17 protein-coding genes and 1 pseudogene are annotated in these 20,129 nt (G+C 44.4%); 7 read left to right on the top strand and 11 right to left on the bottom strand.

Annotation, left to right across the window (positions count from 1 at the left end):
- Positions 1 to 49 precede the first annotated feature (49 nt).
- Complete coding sequence (locus tag AC04MM_RS11190; RefSeq protein WP_475380447.1) at positions 50 to 2,065, bottom strand: hypothetical protein; 2,016 nt, start codon at positions 2,063 to 2,065, stop codon at positions 50 to 52.
- Between the two features lie 210 nt (positions 2,066 to 2,275).
- Between AC04MM_RS11190 and AC04MM_RS11185 the strand changes: the two genes are divergently transcribed.
- The gene (locus tag AC04MM_RS11185) at positions 2,276 to 2,629 is read left to right on the top strand and encodes an AgmX/PglI C-terminal domain-containing protein (protein ID WP_475380446.1); all 354 of its coding nucleotides are present in this window, start codon (positions 2,276 to 2,278) and stop codon (positions 2,627 to 2,629) included.
- On the opposite strand, the gene AC04MM_RS11180 is transcribed toward AC04MM_RS11185, so the two are convergent.
- The 6 genes from AC04MM_RS11180 to AC04MM_RS11155 all read right to left on the bottom strand — a co-directional run bounded on the left by AC04MM_RS11180 (position 2,622) and on the right by AC04MM_RS11155 (position 8,707).
- Positions 2,622 to 3,662 carry an L-threonylcarbamoyladenylate synthase gene (locus AC04MM_RS11180; RefSeq protein WP_475380445.1) on the bottom strand — a complete coding sequence of 347 codons (1,041 nt, stop codon included), beginning with the start codon at positions 3,660 to 3,662 and terminating at the stop codon, positions 2,622 to 2,624. The two genes, AC04MM_RS11185 and AC04MM_RS11180, sit on opposite strands and share 8 nt — an antisense overlap.
- Complete coding sequence (locus AC04MM_RS11175) at positions 3,649 to 6,222, bottom strand: ABC transporter permease (RefSeq protein ID WP_475380444.1); 2,574 nt, start codon at positions 6,220 to 6,222, stop codon at positions 3,649 to 3,651. The genes AC04MM_RS11180 and AC04MM_RS11175 overlap by 14 nt, the downstream gene beginning before the upstream one ends.
- Complete coding sequence (locus AC04MM_RS11170; RefSeq protein ID WP_475380443.1) at positions 6,222 to 6,893, bottom strand: ABC transporter ATP-binding protein; 672 nt, start codon at positions 6,891 to 6,893, stop codon at positions 6,222 to 6,224. Before AC04MM_RS11170 ends, AC04MM_RS11175 begins: the two co-directional genes overlap by 1 nt.
- A 2-nt stretch (positions 6,894 to 6,895) precedes the next feature.
- Positions 6,896 to 7,501 carry an arylesterase gene (locus AC04MM_RS11165; RefSeq protein WP_475380442.1) on the bottom strand — a complete coding sequence of 202 codons (606 nt, stop codon included), beginning with the start codon at positions 7,499 to 7,501 and terminating at the stop codon, positions 6,896 to 6,898.
- Positions 7,502 to 7,585: 84 nt separating this feature from the next.
- Positions 7,586 to 7,981 carry an RNA recognition motif domain-containing protein gene (locus tag AC04MM_RS11160; protein ID WP_475380441.1) on the bottom strand — a complete coding sequence of 132 codons (396 nt, stop codon included), beginning with the start codon at positions 7,979 to 7,981 and terminating at the stop codon, positions 7,586 to 7,588.
- Positions 7,982 to 8,212: 231 nt separating this feature from the next.
- Positions 8,213 to 8,707 carry an FKBP-type peptidyl-prolyl cis-trans isomerase gene (locus AC04MM_RS11155; protein WP_475380440.1) on the bottom strand — a complete coding sequence of 165 codons (495 nt, stop codon included), beginning with the start codon at positions 8,705 to 8,707 and terminating at the stop codon, positions 8,213 to 8,215.
- A 137-nt stretch (positions 8,708 to 8,844) separates the two neighbouring features.
- Here AC04MM_RS11155 and AC04MM_RS11150 point away from each other — a divergent pair, with 137 nt between their 5' ends.
- From AC04MM_RS11150 to AC04MM_RS11135, 4 genes are read left to right on the top strand one after another with little or no spacing between them, the layout of a single operon-like run.
- The gene (locus AC04MM_RS11150) at positions 8,845 to 9,417 is read left to right on the top strand and encodes an HNH endonuclease (protein ID WP_475380439.1); all 573 of its coding nucleotides are present in this window, start codon (positions 8,845 to 8,847) and stop codon (positions 9,415 to 9,417) included.
- A gap of 36 nt (positions 9,418 to 9,453) precedes the next feature.
- Positions 9,454 to 9,912 carry a GNAT family N-acetyltransferase gene (locus tag AC04MM_RS11145; RefSeq protein ID WP_475380438.1) on the top strand — a complete coding sequence of 153 codons (459 nt, stop codon included), beginning with the start codon at positions 9,454 to 9,456 and terminating at the stop codon, positions 9,910 to 9,912.
- Positions 9,913 to 9,930: 18 nt separating this feature from the next.
- Positions 9,931 to 11,574 (top strand): amidohydrolase family protein, encoded by a 1,644-nt coding sequence (locus AC04MM_RS11140; RefSeq protein ID WP_475380437.1) that lies wholly within the window; start codon positions 9,931 to 9,933, stop codon positions 11,572 to 11,574.
- Positions 11,564 to 13,135 carry an AmpG family muropeptide MFS transporter gene (locus AC04MM_RS11135; RefSeq protein WP_475380436.1) on the top strand — a complete coding sequence of 524 codons (1,572 nt, stop codon included), beginning with the start codon at positions 11,564 to 11,566 and terminating at the stop codon, positions 13,133 to 13,135. Before AC04MM_RS11140 ends, AC04MM_RS11135 begins: the two co-directional genes overlap by 11 nt.
- 73 nt (positions 13,136 to 13,208) lie before the next feature.
- On the opposite strand, the gene AC04MM_RS11130 is transcribed toward AC04MM_RS11135, so the two are convergent.
- On the bottom strand, positions 13,209 to 13,628 hold the full coding sequence (locus AC04MM_RS11130; RefSeq protein WP_475380435.1) for a hypothetical protein: 420 nt from the start codon (positions 13,626 to 13,628) through the stop codon (positions 13,209 to 13,211).
- A gap of 182 nt (positions 13,629 to 13,810) precedes the next feature.
- Positions 13,811 to 14,953, bottom strand: a complete 1,143-nt coding sequence (locus tag AC04MM_RS11125; RefSeq protein ID WP_475380434.1) for a hypothetical protein — start codon at positions 14,951 to 14,953, stop codon at positions 13,811 to 13,813.
- 337 nt (positions 14,954 to 15,290) lie between these two features.
- On the opposite strand from AC04MM_RS11125, the gene AC04MM_RS11120 reads away from it, so the two are divergent.
- Both AC04MM_RS11120 and AC04MM_RS11115 read left to right on the top strand, forming a co-directional pair.
- Positions 15,291 to 16,373, top strand: coding sequence for a hypothetical protein (locus AC04MM_RS11120; RefSeq protein WP_475380433.1), 1,083 nt, complete (start codon positions 15,291 to 15,293; stop codon positions 16,371 to 16,373).
- A 10-nt stretch (positions 16,374 to 16,383) separates the two neighbouring features.
- Complete coding sequence (locus tag AC04MM_RS11115; protein ID WP_475380432.1) at positions 16,384 to 18,792, top strand: hypothetical protein; 2,409 nt, start codon at positions 16,384 to 16,386, stop codon at positions 18,790 to 18,792.
- A 1-nt stretch (position 18,793) separates the two neighbouring features.
- On the opposite strand, the gene AC04MM_RS11110 is transcribed toward AC04MM_RS11115, so the two are convergent.
- Positions 18,794 to 19,420: a hypothetical protein gene (locus AC04MM_RS11110; protein WP_475380431.1), complete on the bottom strand. Its 627-nt coding sequence runs from the start codon at positions 19,418 to 19,420 to the stop codon at positions 18,794 to 18,796.
- Between the two features lie 17 nt (positions 19,421 to 19,437).
- A pseudogene (locus AC04MM_RS11105) lies at positions 19,438 to 20,129 on the bottom strand (hypothetical protein); the annotation flags it as partial.

The raw sequence follows: 20,129 nt of genomic DNA, 5'->3' as shown, positions 1-20,129 counted from the left end.
CAGCTCGTAAGCTGGCTTTTTTAACTTTAATTACAGTTCGTACCTATTTTTACAGTTTGTTTAAGTAGAAGTATAATTTAAATGGCTCAAGTGTGTATTTAAGTTCTGAGTCATCAGACGATGTTAAGGCTGCATTTGCAGCAGCAACACAGGCTGCATCGGTACTTGCCATACGGCCACTTTCTTTTAATTCAACTAACATTTTAGTTGCTGTGATTGATTTAAATAAAATCTGTGTTTTACGAACCACGCGGCAGAATGTTGAACCATTTGCCGAAGTCGGGATCGTGATGCTTTCTGTTTCTTCATCTTCTAAAGTCGCAGATTTTCCATCAGCAGAGTAATTTAAGATATTCGTAATAAATGCATTTTTCGGACGGCCTTTGAAGTCATCGCGGCTTACGAAATCCCAAGGCGTTAACGCTTGCCAGTTGAAACGGTATTCACGTTCACAACCGCCACCTTCAGCCTGATCACGGGCACGCCAGTAGGCATTGGCATAACAACGGTAACCAGCTAATACGTGCGCTGTTGATGAATTACCCGCAGACGCACATGCATCTCCCGGATTTAGGATGGCCTCTGGGCTCGATAGATATTCGCCCATACCTTTACTTAAAGCCGTCATCGACGGATTACCACCGGCATCAGCAAATTCACCACCGGTGTGTTTACAGATTACATCCATACTGCCCAGTGGGCCACTGCCATCCGGATCAATGCCAGGGTATGTACATTCATTACTTCTGAACGCGGCAGGTAAGCCCACGGCCGTCGTATTTGTACATGTGTTATGAGTGTGACTGATGTTATTCCAGTTTGTTACGTTGACCGGTTTACCCGTAGAAGCGTTGAAACAACCGCCACCTTGTAAACCCACATTCCAACCGATCGTACCTGCTGATACCGGTTGACCTGGCCAAGGACCGTAATAAAGTTTTGCACGGCACGCCCAGGCGTTATGCATTTTTGTGGTTCCCGAAACCAGCATCGCGCGGCAGTCTGATTCATGATGCATTGATTGCGCCAAAGTACCTGAAGTCGTCATCCACGGCTGGTCGTACGGAGCTACACCGGTTCCGCCCCAGTCAGATGAAGTTGACCAAACATACGGGCCGAAATTCATCGCACCTGAAGCGGCTCTAACTGTAGGAAGTGTTGTAATATGAATGCGGCCGTGAGCACGCGCTTCATCAGCAGAAAAACCCGTGTTACCACCGCAGGCTCCTATAGATTTTGCATAATCGCCGCCCCAGATCGAAAGTGCGAAGCGATCACTTGTACCAACTGTTCCGCTTGTTACCGGACATGAAGCTACAGTTCCACTTGCATCTTTTTGGCAGTTGCTGCCAGACGGAGTAAAGTCTTTACCGTCAAAACGAGCCAGCGAAAGTTTAAAGCCGATATGTGGCATGCCTGGATCTTGAGGATCCGGCGCACCAACTGTAAAAGAAGCACCGACTTTTTCGTAAGCATCCATTGTCCACTCGCCGGTCGGATTAAATGCCGTCGCGGCCGAAATAGCGGTCTCTTGCTGGATAGCTGCAACACTGGATTTTGGAACTTCAACAGTACCATCATCTTTTAACGTAATTGCACCTAACGACATGCTGCCGGTTGCAATGACCGCAGAGTCAGATTTTGGGTTACCGTTTAAGTCTGTTTTTGAAGTATCAGTGAATTTAACTTCGCCGACGACTGCTTCGGTAGTTTCGTCAACGAAAGCTACGGTAATTGCTGTACCTGCTGCGTTTGAACCAAGATCGACCGAAAACGTACCGTCAGAATTTACTTCTGCCTTAACTTCTGTCGGTGGTTCGGTTGCTGCGGTTGCAACAACTTCTAAATCATCAAAGTCGATGGCATACATATTTACGCCATCAAATTTACCAATGTTACCCGTTTTTTGATTGGTTGCCATGATCGACGTTGATTGTCCTAAATCACCGCTAATTACCAAGCCGCTTGAACCTGTGCCGCGGCCACCATCACTACTACATGCAGCTAGTGCGATAACTGAAGAAATCAGTCCCGCTTGAGCTACATTTTTAAATGCTAACTTCATTAAATCCTCCGTGTGTTTTTATGAAGACCAAATTAGTTTGATGAAAGATGTTGCGAATTCATATTCAATTTTTTTTAACAAAGACAAACGTCTGGGAATGGTTCATTTTACGTCTCAATGTGCTATAACTAGAGTCGTAACGCTGGATCATCTGTCTCAGAATTTTTAACTGAAATTTTACAGATTTCATTATTTTAACTGGAGAATTGTTTGAAAAAAGAAAATGTCATCTTTATCGCCGTACTTTTTTTATCGAGTTTAGCGTTGGCAAAAGCTGACAACACCGAAAAATTCAAAAAAGCTTTTAACCGCTGGCTACCAAAAATTCAGAACTGTCGTATCGAAGCCAGCAGCGCCAATTTGATTTTAGCCGGAAAAATTGTTGTCGACCTTGAAATCAACGACAATGCTTCGATTAAAAGAATTAAAGTTAACGATGACCAGTCGACGTTAACTGATTTGAATGTGCAAAAATGCGTGGTCGATGTGATTAAGAAAATTAATTTTCCGAAAGCGGCCAAAGGTAAAACCGTAAGCTTCAGCTACCCGATTAGTTTTAAATAATAAGACTTGCTGCCTTATACATTCTATCAAACACACTTTCCCACATCTCGGTATTATGATAAGGCATCTGAATAAAGCATAAGACATCAGGTTTACGCTCGCTCATCGCACGTAACTGAGAATAAAGTTCGCGCGCCGCCTGCCCCGGATCTTTTGGTAAGCTTAAAAAGACGATATTTTTAATTTCGTTTTTTGGTTTAACTATCTTAACGTGTTCGACTTCATCGGGAAGCTCTTTTAACTTAGCATTAATAATCTGGGTGATCTCACTGAGCTTCATTGCCGGATTTTTACAAATCACAAACGGCACTTCGGGCATGTAATGGTGTTTCATATGCCCCGGTGATTCTCTTTTATCGACCGCTTCAAGCCAGGTAAATTTAAGATTGGTCTTTAATAAAGAGGTTAGTAAATCCGATTTTAAGACCGCGCCTTTTCGTAGAATAGCCAGCTCATAAGCATTGTGCTGCGGCCCGCGGAAAGAAACTTTCACCATCAACACGGTTGACTCGATACCGATATCGCTTTGCCCCTGATCGAGCACGTACACCGCCGAACCAAATTCTTTCTTTACGTGTTCAGCTTTGGTCGGACTGGTTTTACCGAACTTATTGGCACTCGGTGCTGCGATCGGCACACCGACGGCAGAAATGAGTTTCTGCGCTAACGGGTGGCTCGGCAGACGTACGCCGACACTCTCTAAACCAGAGGTGATGGTGTCAGAAACAAGTTCTGATTTCGGCATCACCAAAGTTAACGGCCCCGGCCAGAAAGTTTTGGCCAGATGGTCGGCCATCGCATGCCATTCTTTGAAACAGGTTTTGGCCTGCTCGATTGACGACACGTGCACAATCAATGGATCAAAAAACGGACGTTCTTTGGTTGCGAAGATCTTTTTTAAGCCCTCGGGACGATCAATACGTGCCCCCAGGCCGTACACTGTCTCGGTCGGAAAAGCCACGACATCACTTTGATCAAGTAGCTGCACGGCTTTTTGTAATTCGCTTTCAGAGACTGCGCTACTTGCTGTCAACAAGGCCCCCCTCGTTTTTTAGCAAGGCTAAAGGTTGCAATGATCTTAGTGGTTGCATCGACACTTTTAATACTCCGAAAGTAATAGAAACTAGCACTACAATTAAAGACAACATCGAGACATAGTCAAAATATATTCCCAATTTAAACAACACGCTCATGATGGCATACGAAATCAACGAGCCTAATCCCAAACCGACCAGTAAACTTAAAAAAGCAATCAGACTAAACTGCGTAATCATGATGCGGTAGAGCTGATCCTGGGTTGAACCCAACACCTGCAGCAGGTTCATCTCATTTATACGTTCACCCACCTGCGTGTTGATTAAAATAATAAAGATAAAAAAGCCGACAACTAATGCTAAAGCAGCCATAATCTGTAACGCCAGTGCCATCTGATCAATAAACACCAGCGACTTTTCCACACTTTGTTTCACGTTGATAATCGAGATGTTGGCGAAACGGTCAACCACTGCATTTTGTAAATTACGCACCTGATCCTGATTAATCTGCATCACCGCACTTAAATAAACCTGCGGCGCTTCTTCTAAAACTCCCGGCTGAAAAGTAATAAAAAAGTTCGGTTGAAAACTTGTCCAGCGCACGCGGCGCAAAGACTTAACTTTACCTTTGATCTCCAGGCCCTGCACATCAAACGTCATCACATCACCGATCTTGGCACCGATACGGTCGGCATAACGTTCTTCCAGGCTGATCTCCGGAATATCGCCGACGGTAGGAGAAAACCATTCACCGGCAAAGAGAGTTTCTGACTCCTGCAAAGTGGCTTTATAAGTTAAATTTACGCCGCGGTTTCTGAAGCGGGCTTCGTTTTCTGATTCGCGGGTTTTAAAAAAACCCTGCTCTTCAACGCGTTCATAACTTTGATCGTTGATTTTTAGAATACGTGAGCGCACCAGCGGCGTCAGATCCAAGGCCTGGCCGGTTTTATCTTTTACGATCTGCTGCAGTTCATCTTTTTGATCCATCTGAATGTCGAACATAAATACTGACGGAATTTTTGAACTGTGTGCTGGACGAACTTCTTCGATAATTGATTTTTTAATATGCGGAAGCAGCGTTAAGACCACCACCGATAAAGTCATCGTCATAAAGATAAGATCGGTCGATCCCGGCTTTCTGATCAAACTTAAAAATGCATATCTCAAATCAAAACTAAAACGTCCCACCACCAGCGCGGTCGCCTGACGTAGTACCGAAATAAAAACCCACGCAGCCAGCGTTGCAGCGATCAACCCGCCCATAAAAATAGATCCGGTTAACAGCGAATGGCTCTGCCACACGGCTAAACCCCAGAACAACGCACCGACACCGACGGCCCAGCCAATGAACGTCTTGCGCGATAAGTGCGCCTGGCTTAACTCTTGGCGCAGCAGCATTAAGGGATTCATAGCCATCGCAGCCAAATAAGTTGGGATAGCAATGAGCTGCGGCCCAAGTACGACCACGATAAAACTGATTAAAATCTGCAACGGGCTTACGACTAATTTAATCGGAATTTTAAAATATCCGTCCAACAGAGCCTGCAATGGCGCAATCGCAAGCATGACGATGGCAAGAGCAATAACAAACGAACCCATCGATAAAAACAGATTCTTTAGCACTTGCACTTTTAAGATGGCCGTTTCATGCAAACCCAGAATTTTATAGATGGCGATGGTTTTTTTCTGGATCTGAAAAAACCAGTTTAACATATAACTTAAACATAAAAAGCACAGGCCGATCGAGATCAACGACACTAAGCCCAGGTAGTCGATCAGATAACGAAAAACCCGGTTACCGCCTTCTTCTTCCTGCAAAGCCGAGTTAAAGCGTAACGACGGGTCTAAATAGTTTTTTTCTAAATCAGCTTTGTAGGTATCAGCTGCCATCGGGTCTGTTAACTGATAAAGATAGCTGGTGGTGATAGTGCTTCCGGGTTTAACCAGATTAGTTGCGGCTAAATCCTGATCGGCAATCAAAATAAACGGCGCCAGTGCACCTAAACGAAATGTCCGTGACGGGTCAGAAGTTAGCACCCCTTTGACCGGCAAATCCAGATCCCCGATTTTAAGCTTAGACGATGCCATGTCAGAGATTTTTAACTGATCGACTAATTCCGGATCGATATAGACTTCACCACTGGCGACGGTTTTTAAAACTTCGGTGTTACCGGTGGTATTTTTAATTTCTAATTCGCCGTAGACCGGATAGTTACTTGCTACCGCGCGCACCAGTACTAAACGCGACTGTTCGCCAAGCTTAACCATGGCAAAAAAATCACTGGATTTAGCCTTTTTAACGAACTTAAGATTAACTTTCTCTTCGATCGATTTAACTTCATCGTCGGTAATCACGCGCCGGGCAGAGATCGCAATATCACCGCCTAAAATTTCCTGGGCTTTATCTTTGGTTTGCTGGTCAAGACTGGCCTGAAAAACCTGCAGTAATAAAAAACCGAGAAACCCCAAAACCAGGTTAAAGACAAAAAACGCGTTTAATTTTTTCTGCGAAAATAAATCTTTTCTGACAAAATGTAAGAGTTTAGAAAAACTGTGCATTAGATAGCCTGCAATTTTCCGCCGTGTAATTTATAGATCTTATCGCACCGGCGCGCCAGATCCATATCGTGCGTAACTAACATCGTTGTTGTGTTGTGCAGGCGCACCTGTTCAAAAAACAGATTCATTACTTTTTCGCCGGTTTCGCTGTCTAAGCTTCCTGACGGCTCATCTGCCAACAGTAAACTGGGCTTAATCACCAGAGCGCGCGCCAAAGCCAAACGCTGCGATTCTCCGCCACTCAGCTGTGTGGGCTTGTGATCTAAGCGGTGTCCGAGCCCGACTTGTTTTAATAAGTCGGTGATTTCAGATTGCACCACCGGCTTATTCAGAATTTCTAACGGCAGCGCCACGTTTTCAAACGCGGTTAAATGACTGACTAAGTGATACTGCTGAAACACCACGCCGATGTGGCTTGCGCGAAAGTTGGTTAAAGCATTGCCACGCAAAGACTGTAAACTTTTTCCGTGGATCAGAATTTCGCCGTGATCAGGTTGATCAAGACCAGACACCAATCCCAACAGAGTTGATTTACCTGAGCCCGATGAACCCACCACTGCAACGACTTCCCCGGTTTGCACCGTTAAATTTAGATCATGCAGGATCGTCATTTTATCGTTGGAATCGGTGGTTAAGTTGTACGATTTAGAAAGTTGTTGAATTGCGATCATGATTATTTTCCTAAAAGTTTTTTTACGAACGGATAAAGATTTTCGGCGATGACCTGGTGGCCTTTTTCATTCGGGTGGATACCGTCGGCTAAATTGAGCTTTTTATCGCCGGCCACTTTTTCCAGTAAAAACGGCGCCAGCTGAATTTTATTCTTAGCCGCTACTTTGCCGTAAACAGCCGAGAATTTTTTCTCGTAGTCTTTGCCGTAGTTCGGCGGCACATGCAATTGCCCCAGGGCAATAGTGATATTGTTTTTTCTAGCCCACTCGATAGTGTCATTCAGATTTTTTTCGGTCTCTTCGACTTTTAGGCCGCGTAATCCATCGTTGCTGCCCAAGAGCAACAGCACGATGTCGGGCTTATCCTTGGCGATCCATTTAATACGCTGCAGTCCTGAAGCCGAAGTCGACCCACTTGAACCCGAGCTGATCACTTTCCAGTTCAGCTTATCCGCATCGATTTTTTTCTGTAACAAAGCAGGAAATGCCGCTGTTTGCGCGACCCCATAACCCTCGGTCAACGAGTCACCAAGGATGACAAATTTTTTCTGAGCATATACAGGAAGTGAAAGAAGTACGATTGTTAAAAACGTGTAAAGCAGTTGCATGCAGAAACTATAGCTCAAAATAAAAAACCCACAACGGATTACGTTGTGGGTTCAAATTATTAAATTTGGTCTAGCTTGACGCTATTAGTAAGAGTTTCCGCCGCCGCCGAAACCGCCACGGCCACCGCCGCCACCGTTTCCACGTCCGCCACCGAAACCGCCACGGCCACCGCCGCCACCGCCACGAGGACCACCGAAACCGCGACCACCGCCGCCGCCACCAGTGCGAGGCTCTTGTGGTTTAGCTTCAGAAACGCGTACTGGGCGTCCACCGATAGTTTGACCATTCATTTTTTCGATTGCTGAATCTGCGCCCGCATCGTCTTCGATTTCCACGAATCCAAAGCCTTTGCTACGACCAGACATTTTATCCATTACTACACGTGCTGAAGTAACAGTTCCAAAAGATGCAAATGCTTGTTGTAATTCGTCATCTGTGATTGAGAACGATAAGTTCCCTACGTAAATTTTCTTTGCCATTTTTCCTCCGGGCAATTTTTGTGCGGACCCTCGAACCTTGAACCTTATGCCTAGGGAAAAACTCTTTCGGACACTCGAACTCTCGATAACTCTTGGATCTTTTTTCTGTTCAGCTATATACGCTAAACAAAATTCTTATTACTAAGCCTAAATTATGACCACCATCTTGTTCAACAGGAAAATCAAAAGAGCTAGCCTTATGACGACCTGCCGATAAATCTTAACAGATTTTTAGTGATGGGCGTGGCCGTGTAAGCCGTGCGCATGGCCGTGAGCAATCTCATCAGCCGTAGCTTCACGAACCAAAGCCACTTCAATATCAAAAACTAAATCAGTACCCGCTAATGGGTGGTTACCGTCTAAAGTAACGTGGGTATCGCTGATTTTAGAAACCTTAACAATTTTCACACCTTCGCCTAATTGTAACTGTAAGTGTGAGCCAATTTCTAAACCTTGTAAGTGAGCCAACTCTTCTTTAGGTACGTCCATTAACATATCCTGACGGAATTCGCCGTAGGCCTGGGCTGCAGGAACCGCGATCTTCTTTTTTTCGCCTTCTGCCATTTTAACGATTTCAGACTCAAGTCCAGGGATAATTTGCTGTTTGCCGGTTAAAAACGGCATCGGCTGATTTGGTTCTGAAGCGTCGATTAAATCGCCGTTATTGTTTTTTAAAATGTAATTAAAAGCGATGACCATTGGTTTAGTGGTTGCTGTGTTTGACATAATAGAGCCTACTTTCGGGATAAAACTGGACCTTTGGTTAGCCTGTCTCAGAGGGATATACAAGCAAAAAAACCGCTTATTCTAGACATAAAGTTTATTGATGTTGCTCTGGGGCATTTCCCCCTTATACTTTAAGTATGGTCGCACTGGACGCGGTTTCTGTAACAACCAAATCCCCCTTAGCTGAGATGAGCACGAGTTTAAAAGCTTTAGTGCTGAATGCCAGCTACGAGCCTCTGCGCATAGTTTCATGGCAGAAGGCGCTGATCCTCTGGTTTCAAGATAAAGTCGAAATTTTAGAGTACCATAAAGCCTTTGTCAGATCGGTGTCGACCACCTTTGATTTACCCAGTGTTTTACGTCTAAAAGCTTATATTAAACCTAAGAAAATTGATGGCGTGCGGTTTTGCCGGGAAAACGTCTATATTCGCGATAACTTCACTTGTCAGTATTGCGTTAAAAAGTTTGCCCAGAAAGACCTCACCATCGACCATGTTTTACCGGCCTCTCAGGGAGGACCTAAAATTTGGACCAATGTGGTTTCGGCTTGTCGTAAATGTAATCAGACTAAGGCCAACCGAACCCCGGAAAAGGCCGGAATGCCGCTACTTCGGCCGCCGCGGGTGCCGTCATGGTTACCGGTTTTAGAGCATGAGATTCTCACCGAAAAGATACCCGGCAGCTGGAAAGATTATCTCCGCTTTAAATAAATCACCTATCCCGCATTTTTTTGTTACCCTTCTTACATGCAAATCACAATCGAACATATTATGGCCGCCCAAACTATTGATCTACGCACGCGTATTTTACGCCCCGGTCAACCGGTCGAAGTCTGTCATTATGCCGAAGACAATTTAAGTTCGACATTTCACTTAGGAGCGTTTGTGACTTTGGATTCTGGCGAGCGGGTGATTGCCGCCAACGGCACCTTTATGAAAGATGCACATAAGTTTTTTCCCGAAGCAAAAAACCCGTACCGCCTGCGCGGAATGGCGACCGATCTTCAGTATCGTGGTTTGGGATTAGGTTCGCAGATCTTACAACACGGCGAAATGCTTTTGAAAGTTATGAACTGTGACTTGTTATGGTTTAACGCACGCGAAGTGGCGTTTGCGTTCTATGAAAAAAACGGTTTTACCATCGTCGGTGAGATGTTTGATATTCCCGGCGCGGGCCCGCACAAAGTCATGTACAAGTGGCTATAATCCCATTAACGTAAAGGGATGATAGTATCAATCACGCACAAATTATTAGTTAAAGAATTTACTGAAATCGTCTCTGAAACTAACGGCATCACCTTAACCGATACGTTAGATTTACTTTTATCTTCTTCATTAAAAACAAAAAATGCCGAAGCCTATGAATGTGTTGAAAGTTTCAAAGAACTTTTAAACCAATTCATCACCAACCAGAAAACGATTCATGACCTGATCAAACACCCTTTTTCTTTAGTACTTGAAGAATTTTTTAAACGCTTTCCGTTAAAATACCGTGAAGAACATATTCACTTAACCGGATCACTGACCGCGGGCTTTTTATGGTCGAAGTTAAAACCTTTACTTGAAGGCCCGCATGCATCGATTTACGAACAAAAAATCAAACACGCCTACGGCCCGGCCGCTTGGCCGATCAGATCGGCGGCTGATGTTGATAAACTGATCCGACTTAAAGAAACCGAAGGATTTTCTGAATATTTAAAGATTTTATTCTTACCGAAATTGATTTTTACTTCGCGCGAAGTGCATGCCGAAGCGGCCTTTAGCATGGCCGAAGACCTCTATACAAATTTTAACGTGGGCCACATCCGCTTAAAGTTTTCTTTAAGCCGCTCGACTTCTGATGCGGCCGAACAGATCCCGGGCGCTGATTCAGTAACGGCTGATGATGTGGTGATGGGCTTATACGATGGTTTTAAATCATTCCAGGATAAACACCCTGATTTTAAATTTATCCTTTCGCCGTCGTTCAGAAAAGAGCCGAGCTTTTTTGATTCGGCAAAATTTTCAAACCGCAAAGATCACTTTATGTACCAGGTCGATGAAATTTTAAAACTCATCGCCAAGTACCCTGAATTAAAAGATGTGTTAACCGAAGTTGATACCGTCGGTGACGAGCGTGAGATGTACACCAAACAGCACTTTTTTGAATTGCAGGCAGGTTTAAGAAAGTTACAGTACAAAGGTTTTAAAATCAGATCGCATCACGGCGAAACATGGCACACCCTTCGCCACGGTATTCAGGCGGTCGATAATGCCATGAACATCTGGCACATCGACACTTTAGAGCACGGTATTTCTTTAGGGATCAATCCGAACAGATACTTTCACCGCTTATACCAGAAAGTCATTAAAGCTAATCACGAAGGTAAAGCGATTTCTAAAACCTCGCATGACGGAAAAGAGTTACTGGATCTTGACTGGGGCAACCACCAGAACGTCTTAAACAAATTATTCTCTGGCGAAACACTGACCGAAAAAGAGCGTACTCAGTTTTTAAAAACTAAGTTCCATACCGCACGTGAAATCGAACAGTATCAGCATGATGTTTTAAACCGTCTGATTCAGAAGAACGTATCGTTAGTGGCCCTTCCGTCGTCAAACAACAAGCTGACCGGTAAGTTTGAAGATTACAAAGACCACCCGTTTTCTTGGTGGGAGAAAAAGAATGTACAGTTAGGTGTGGGAACGGATAACTACGTAACCTTAAACACCAACTACATTCAAGAGATGTTAATCTTATTATTAACGGATCCTATGAATCTTAAAATTACCAAACTTTTAATGGTAACCACCGGCGAAACCCGCCGGGCTTACTTAAGTCAGCTGTTATGGCAGATGCGAAAGGATATTAACAAAGATGTGGTTTAAGAAATTATTTAATCGCAAACAACTTGCGATTTTACTACTCGGTTTTGCATCAGGTTTACCACTCGCTTTAACAGGACAATCACTACAAGCTTGGCTTACAACCGATGGTGTTGATATTTCAACCATCGGTTTTTTTACGCTGGTCGGTCTGCCATACACCTTTAAGTTTTTATGGGCACCTTTGATGGACCGCTTTGAATTACCGTTTTTTGGCCGCCGTAAAGGTTGGCTGGTGGTGACTCAGCTTGGCCTTGCCGGATCGTTATTTTTAATCTCGATGTTTTCGCCAAGCCAGAATGCGCAGGCCGTAGCCCTGGTTGCGGTACTGATTGCATTTTTATCTGCTTCGCAGGATGTGGTGATCGATGCCTACCGCACCGACGTGCTGGATTCTTCTGAGCGCGGTTTTGGTTCTTCACTGACCGTATTTGGTTACCGCTTAGCGATGATTTTATCTGGCGGTATTGCGTTTGTCTGGGCCGATACAGTTTCAGGAAACGGCTGGGCGTGGTCAAAAATCTACACCATTATGGGCGCAATCATGGCGGTATTCTCACTGATTTCACTGGTGTTTATTCCTTCGGTTCCGAAAACTGCAGTGGCACCAACGACCAATGCTAAAAATGATGTGATCGGTTTCTTCGCGGTGGTTATCGCGGTGGTCATCGGTTATCAGTTTACCACTAAACTTGCGGCCCCGTTTGCTAACTCGGTATTAGCCCCACTGTTTCCGGCACTTGAAGAAGGCAAAGCCAACCCTGACTTAAAAAAATGGGCCGACATGGTTTCGTTATTATTAGGTTTGGCATTTACCGTACCTCTGGCGTGGTTTGCTGCGAAAAAAGCGAAGTTTGAAACCTTAAATATTTCTTTGGCAAATTACTTCTCGATGAAGGGTGCCGGTGCGTTTCTGGGGTTGATCATTCTCTACAAACTGGGTGATGCCTTTGCCGGAGCCCTGCTGACTCCATTTTTATTAAAAGGGGCAGGTTATGCCCAGGCCGAAATCGGTGTGGTTAATAAAGTGTTCGGAATGTGGCTTACGATCTTTGGCGCCATTGCCGGTGGATCAATGATGGTGCGCTTAGGGTTGTACCGTTCGCTATTAATCTTCGGAGTACTGCAGTTATTATCTAATTTCGGTTTTTACTATGTCGCCGTTGTCGGCAAAGGTGTGTGGGGCGCTTTTGAGCTTCCGGCCTTTGATATCGTGATTGCTTCGCTAAAAGAAGCGACCAACGTTGACCTGTTATTATTGTTCTCGGTGGCGTTAGAAAACTTAACCGGCGGTATGGGAACAGCCGCATTTGTCGCATTTCTGATGGCCTTATGTAACCAAAAATTCACGGCGACCCAGTATGCGCTTCTTTCGGCGTTTGCGTCGGTTGGCCGGGTTTGGGTCGGGCCTCTGGCCGGTGTGCTGGTAACCAGCATCGGCTGGCCTAATTTCTTTTTATTATCGGCAGCCATGGCGGTGCCGGGGCTATGGATGATCTTTAAAATGCGCACCATTATTCGCGGCTTAGAAGCTCCGGTCGGCGCCTCTTTGGCAGATGATTAAATTCAGTTCAAACTGTGCAAATAAAAAAAGGGACCTTATGGGTCCCTTTTTTTATTTCGAATTATCGTAGTTATTACTTAACCAGTTTAGCTAATTTTTTTGCTTCGACTAAGTGTTTGCGTGCTTGTTTCATAATTGTATTGGCCTGGGCGTGACTTTCAAACAACGCAGATCCTGATTGCTTCTGCATTTCAGCAGCAAGCATGACGAAATCGGTTCTTAATTCATCGGTCATATCGATTTTTTCGCCTAAAGCTTTGATCACGCCTTGCGAATCATCAACCGTGATGCCTACTTCTTCCTGCAGATCGCTGATTTTTTTATAGATAGCATCTAATTCTTTTTTCATTTGGGTTAGTTGACCATAAGCTGCAGCTTCGACTTTAGCTTCTTGATGTTCATAGTCGTTCGTTAGATCAAATTGCGCCTGTGCGAAAGAAGTTGAAGATAATGCCAAAACTACTAAAACGGTTTTAAAAATATTTGCTTTCATAACAATTCCCTTTCGCGTGCTTTAGTGCACGGCTTCCCTTGTTTAAGAAGAAGTAATGAAAGAAACGTTCCAGATCAGATAGGATAAAACAGGTATGAATGTATCACATCAAGATGCCCCTGTCAGACTGCCAAATTTGGGCTGACAGGTCCTAATAATATAAAAGATGTCTCAGAATAAGATTACTTTTGCGCCTCAGTGCGCTCAGCCTGATTGCCAACTAAAGGTGAAGCTAAGTCATTGCTATCGCAATTAAAGCCCGGGCTTAAATAACTGTCGCGGATATCATCGCCGGCACCATTGCCTGCCGGGTTTCTGAAGTTACCTAAAATATCAGAACCTAAATCTTTGGCCTGCGCCTGTAAACAGCGATTAAATCCATCAAGCGAAGTGACCTTAACCTCGTCACCATCCAGTTTAAATGTCATGAACAGATACGTCAGATCCGGCTGCCCCATGGTTTTTCTCGCAAACTCCCCCTGCGAATCGACCTTTACGCCTGCTTTGATTTCTTTATCGTTAACAAGGCCAAACATCTGAATGAGTTCAGCCTGGCGGCTGTTTTGATTAATCTTTTTAAGCCACAGGTTTAAATATCCCAGGTTTCTGGCGTTTACTTCGCGGGCCATCTGGTTTAGCGCCAGCGCCATAATGTACTGCCCTTTACTGTTTTTCTCGAACGACTGTTCGTGGCCAAACTTGAAGATAGCTCCGCGCTCAGCCAGGTACATTAAAAAATCATTGGCAAACTGAAAACGCTCAACCTGCACGCGATCCGGTGAATCAGTTAATATTTTTCCGAAAGTCTCAATCGTCGGAAATTCAAAATTAGTTTTTATGATATCTTTACCGATTGATTCGGCCAGGCGGCCTTCACACGGCAACTGGGTTTTATAAGTCACTTTACCGCGCACTTCGGTCATCACATATTGCACGGACAGAACGCTTGCGCCGTCTAAGTCTTTTTGCATCTGCACCTGGGCCTGATCCCCTTTTTTAATTTCAAGCACATGAAAACGCGAGAAAAACTCAGGGTGCTGGCGCATGTAATTTAAATAGACTGATAATTTTTCAGACCAAAATGGATTTTCGAAACTACGGCACTTAAGATCAACTTCGGTTTTTTCTAAATCAACTAAAGCTTCAGGCGAAACCACAAATAACACGTTATTCTGAGCGGCCATCATCAAGCTTTGCTGAAGATCGGTATTTTTATAAACTTCGCTGGCGGTCGCCGGCAAACGCAGTTCCTGAGATACGCAGCCATAAATAGAAACAAAGGATGCGAGTACCAAATTAGCTAACAAGATTTTCTTTTGGGTCATGCAATTATTATACGGAAAAAATCGACGTTTTTGAGGTCCATTTTTGTTTGGCACGCAGATCGCTGGTCTAAAGACTACAAGCTTTTTCATTATTTTCTTGGTGAAGGAACTTCGATCATTAGGGGGGATTTAAATGGTCTGGGGGAATTTTTTACGACAATTCAGCCGCTTTTTTGTGCTGGACCAAAGTTCAACGCAGTTCATGTCTGCCGTTTTTTGGCCGACATTGATTTGCCTAATCTTTCTTTTTTTCACAGTCAGGTCGTATTCGTTCGAATCAGAAACTTTACCAAAAAAGATTTCTACCTCGTCGATTAAGATGGGCTTTATTTCGGGCTTGGACCAACGGTTTCAGGAAGACGGTAATCTGGTAAAACTTAAAGATTACAAATCAATTGAGTTTGATGCACCGACATTAGCTAAATTTAATCCGCAGGCTTCAACACTAGTGCAAACACTCAACCGCTTTGGCCTATATAATGCCGGTGATCTATTTAATCTAGGCACGTTAGAATTTGAAACCAATCCAACCATAAAATATATAGCTCCGGTTTACGCCTACGGAATCCGCGACAACTGGACCGTAGGTATCGGCGTGCCGGTGATTCAATACCGAAACGACGTGCAAATGAAGCAGTCGTTATCAAATGTTGATTACTACAACCAGTTTCGTGGTTTATCCGAAGATTTAGATGCTGCTTTAGATACGGATCTGCGCGCGGCAACGCAAAGTACGCTGGCGCAAAAAGGATATCTTCCGATCGAAAACCGCGAAGAAGATTTTTTAGGTGATATCCAGTTGGTCAGCGTTTGGAAAATGTTTGACGGCGGCGACTCTAAACTTGTGCACCAGGCAACCTTAACTTTGCCGACAGGCCCTGAATACAACGCCGATGATCTCTTGGCGTTAAATACGTTTCACAAAACCAGCTTAGAAAATTTGATCGGTTACGCCAAGGTGGTCGGAAACTTTATTACCGTAGCGCCGTTTCTAAGCTTGCGTTACGTATTACCGGAAAAAATCACCGTGCGGGTGCCGAAAAATTCTGACGACACTCTGCCTGACCAGGAGTCAAAAGACGAAGTCACCTTGTCTGAAGGCCTTACTACTGAATTAGGTACGCAGTTTGATTTTGACCTGTCTCAGGATTTTAAAATCAGTACCGATTATAAGTTTGGACAAAAACTTGCGGATAGATACTCGGATTCTTTTAAAGGCGATACGTCCGTGTTGGCTAAAAACACGAAAGCAGTTTGGCAAAAAGTAAGTCTGAGCCTTAATTACTCAACCGTTAAATCGTATTTAAAGAAGCAGAGTTTACTGCCTATGAGCCTGTCGTTTATGGCCTTTGATACGATCAGCGGTAAAAACGTAGAACGCAGAACCGGCCAGGAAATTTCAATTGCCCTATTTTTCTAGAGGAAAAGTTATGAATACAACAACTAATCAATTTTTAAAGTTTGTTATTTTTGCCTTTGTGGTTTCGGCCTATGTATTATCTTGTGCACCGAAAGCGCAGGAGGCAGAGCGTGTTAAGCCCCAGGTGCCGACAGTTATCACTAATGATGTGAATCTTATTTCAATGCATAAAAAGCCGTTCGCCGATTTTCAGTTCAGCGAAAAATATTTAACCAAAACGTCGAGCGATTTAAAATCAGACGCCCTATTGCTGATGAAAATCGGCAACGTGGTCGGTGATGAAATCGCTGTCGATACGGCAAAAGTTCTATACAACCAGTCCGAAGACAAAGCGCTAGCCGGTAAACTCAATATGGCTGATAGCCGCTATTTATTACTGATCGAACAGCAATCTGGTGCGGCTTTATCGTCTGGTTTAAATGAAGCCGAACAGACCGTGTTAGCCGATACGGAAAAAATTAATCAAATTATCGACCAGAACAGCGGCCCGACTTTGACGGTTACTTCGGCTACCGCTTTTGCCTTACAGCTATCATTAGCAGACCAAATGATCGCCAATGTCTTACACCAGATCGAAAACACCGAGTTATTTCCTGAATTAAAAACTCAAGTTTTAGCCGAATTATCCCTGCAGACATCAGAACAACTAAAAGCACCGAAGCAGTTATCTGTAGATCTGGCTAAGGTAGAAACGCTGACCCAGGCAATTGCGATCTTAAAGAATTATGTCACAGTTAACCAAACCGTTTTAACTGCTGAAGATGTGCAGGATTTAGCAAACGCCGAAAAACTGGGTAAATTGACTGACCAAATCCATGATGGTGAATCTGCGCTGGCGGCTTTAGCCATGGCCTGGTCAATGTTAGATGCCGAGGAACGTAAGGTAAATTTTAAAGAAGCCAATAAGGATCTTTACGATTTTTTACGTAAAAAAGACGATGAAGAAATTCAGTGTCTGATCCGTGAAAAAAGCTGCGGCATCTTTAAGAAAATCGTTCTTAAAGTGGGCGTTTTTCCGGCGTTAAAAGACTACGGTCTTGGCAACATCCAAAAAGATTTAAATGCTGGCGGTATCGCGGGCGTCACTGCGGTAGTACAGACACAATCGGCCCTGCAGATCACAACCCTGGGCACACAGATCAAAGAAAAAATCAAAGTCAGCATCACCGAAAAACTGACCGGCTTACATGAATTTAAAGCCAGATTTAAATTGATTATCGGCGAAGGCCTGGCCAACGCCATCGGCACCAACACACCGAACCTTTTTGAAAACGATGATTTCGAACAGATGTTTAAAATGGCCTACAACCAGGCCGAAAACCTCTCAGCGAAAAACTTAGAAACGCAGTTTATCTTGGTTGAAAAAATGCTGCAGTTTATGAAACGTGGAACCCCGCTGACCTCGGCACCACAAAGTGAAGATATTAAAACCGTGCTTAAAGCCAATGAGCCGCGTTTTTATATTCACCCGACACCGAATGCCAATGGCGATGTCATCACCCGCGCAAAAGATCAGGCGTGGTCACTGATGTTCTATTCAAAGATGATCCAGCAACTGGCCGACTGGAAAACCACGGCCTACGATAGCGGCATTACCAAATATGTGGCACAGGATTTTATCACCGAATTTCAATCCGAAGAATTAAAGAAGCAGTTGTTTCCAAAAGCAGAGCTTGTCGGTATGGCGCTGTCTTTAGCGGCACAAACGCTTAAACAGATGTACACCGAAAAATCACCGATTTATTTATTGGATAAAAACAATAACCGCGTGTCGATCCAGAACTACTTACAGGAAAACTATGATTCAACGTCGAATATCGTAGTGCATGCTGCCGTTTCAGATTTACAAAACGGCGTTCTGGTTGATAAAGCCAGACTTACCGATATTACCCTCATGATCGAAGCAATGAATCTATTTTATCGTGCGACAGAAGGCATTGATAAATCAGCCTCTGAAAGTCTGAAAGACCCCGCGTTGCGCACCGAAGTACTAAACGCACGTAAACAGATCCGCCTGGTGATCATGACCTTGGGTAACTTTATTTCTAACCAACTGGTCGATAAAGAAAAAAACCTGTATTCAGAACTTAACTTTCAGAACGAAGAAAAACTGACATCAGAAAAATCGTCAGATTATGCCCGCGCCATTGATGCGTTACTTACGGCCTACAACCTAACCGGTATTGATATTTATAAATTTACCGCTATTGAACTGTATTACACCTTAAACAGAAAATTCTACTCACCGACGATTAAATTTTACCGTGAATCGGTCAAAGTTGAACAAACCCGCGTACAACGCCAGCATGTGCTGGAAATCATGTCTTCAGTGATCGGTTTACGTAAGTACTTAGGTATTACCAGCCAGATGCAATTCGATAGAATTTTTGAAAACTGGTACGCGAGTATTTTGATGTAGATTACTGGCCTTTAGCGACCAGGCGGTTAAGATCAGCCTCGCTCGAGGCTGTCGATTCGCCATTAGCTAAAAAATTAAAAGCCCGGGTTACATTGGCATCGCATTTGGGCCCCAACGATAGGAAAAGTGTCGTATTTTGATTAGGTGAAAATTGACCTTCTAAATTAGAACAAGTATTCATCCAATCAACAAACTTTTTAGTAGCATGTGGATAATCCCCGGCCAAGATAGTCATTTTAGAATCCGTAGCAGTCAGAACCATATCACCGGCCGCAGTAGTAACAGCATAAATGCCGTTTAGGTTATAAGTCGCAATGACATTACCCAAAGTTGCCGAAGTAGCGCATGAACTGTCATAAAATGTGAACGTCACCACGAAGGACATGTCATCGTTCAGCGACGTATTTACAAGCATTTGATTATCAGAAAGCTCCGAGCTAAAATTGCTGCCACAAAGAATGTTTTTGGTATTCATCTTTAAATTCTTTACCGAAGGAATAGTGCGTGCATCGGGTAAGACCGGCGTTGCTGGAGTTATTTCTACGGGAGCTCCACTACCACCGCCTGAACAGGAAAAAATACTGAGTGAAGCTAAATATATTGCAAATAGCATTACGAACTTTTTCATCACGTCTTTATCTCCAATTAGTTATCCGAAAATATAAGAACCACAAAACCATTCGAGCCATTTGTGCCGTTTGCACTTTGTCCACCGGCGTTTCCACCACGACCAGATGTGCCACCGGCCGCAATGTAGTCTGCATCACCGGTATTCGGAGCTGTCTGTACCGCTGTTGCGCCATCAACGATTGTAGTCGTTGCTGCATAAAGTGGATCAGCATAACTAGCACCACCACCACCGCCACCGCCTGTATTGTTGGCTGCAGAGTTGGCCGCACCGCCACCGCCACCGCTGTAAAAATAGCCGCCACCGCCGCCACCACCGCCGCCAGTAGCCACAGGAGCTGTTGTACTGGTAAAATTACAACCACGTCCACCGGCTCCTCCGCCTGGTGTTCCACCGGTACTTGCTGTACCGATCAATGCACAGCCACCAACTAAGACTGAGTTGGCACCAATTCCGCCACCGGCTGGGCCACCTAGGCCACCTGTAGCACCAGTGCCACCAGCACCTGCAGCTCCTTGTGAACCCGTCGTTGCGCCAGTACCACCGGTTGTTCCGCCAGCAGCATTGCCACCATTTCCTTGTGCTTGCGCACCGGCTCCCACAGCTGATTGGGCGATTTCATTACAGTTCCAGTTTTGCGTAGAGCCACCGCCGCCACCGCCACCGCCACCGCCGGCGGCTGCCGCTAGTGGTGTTGCAGCACCTGCAA

It is taken from the genome of Bdellovibrio sp. SBM16, from assembly GCF_056175625.1.
Note: the sequence above shows the minus strand (reverse complement) of the source record. Positions and strands in the feature narration are given on the sequence as shown.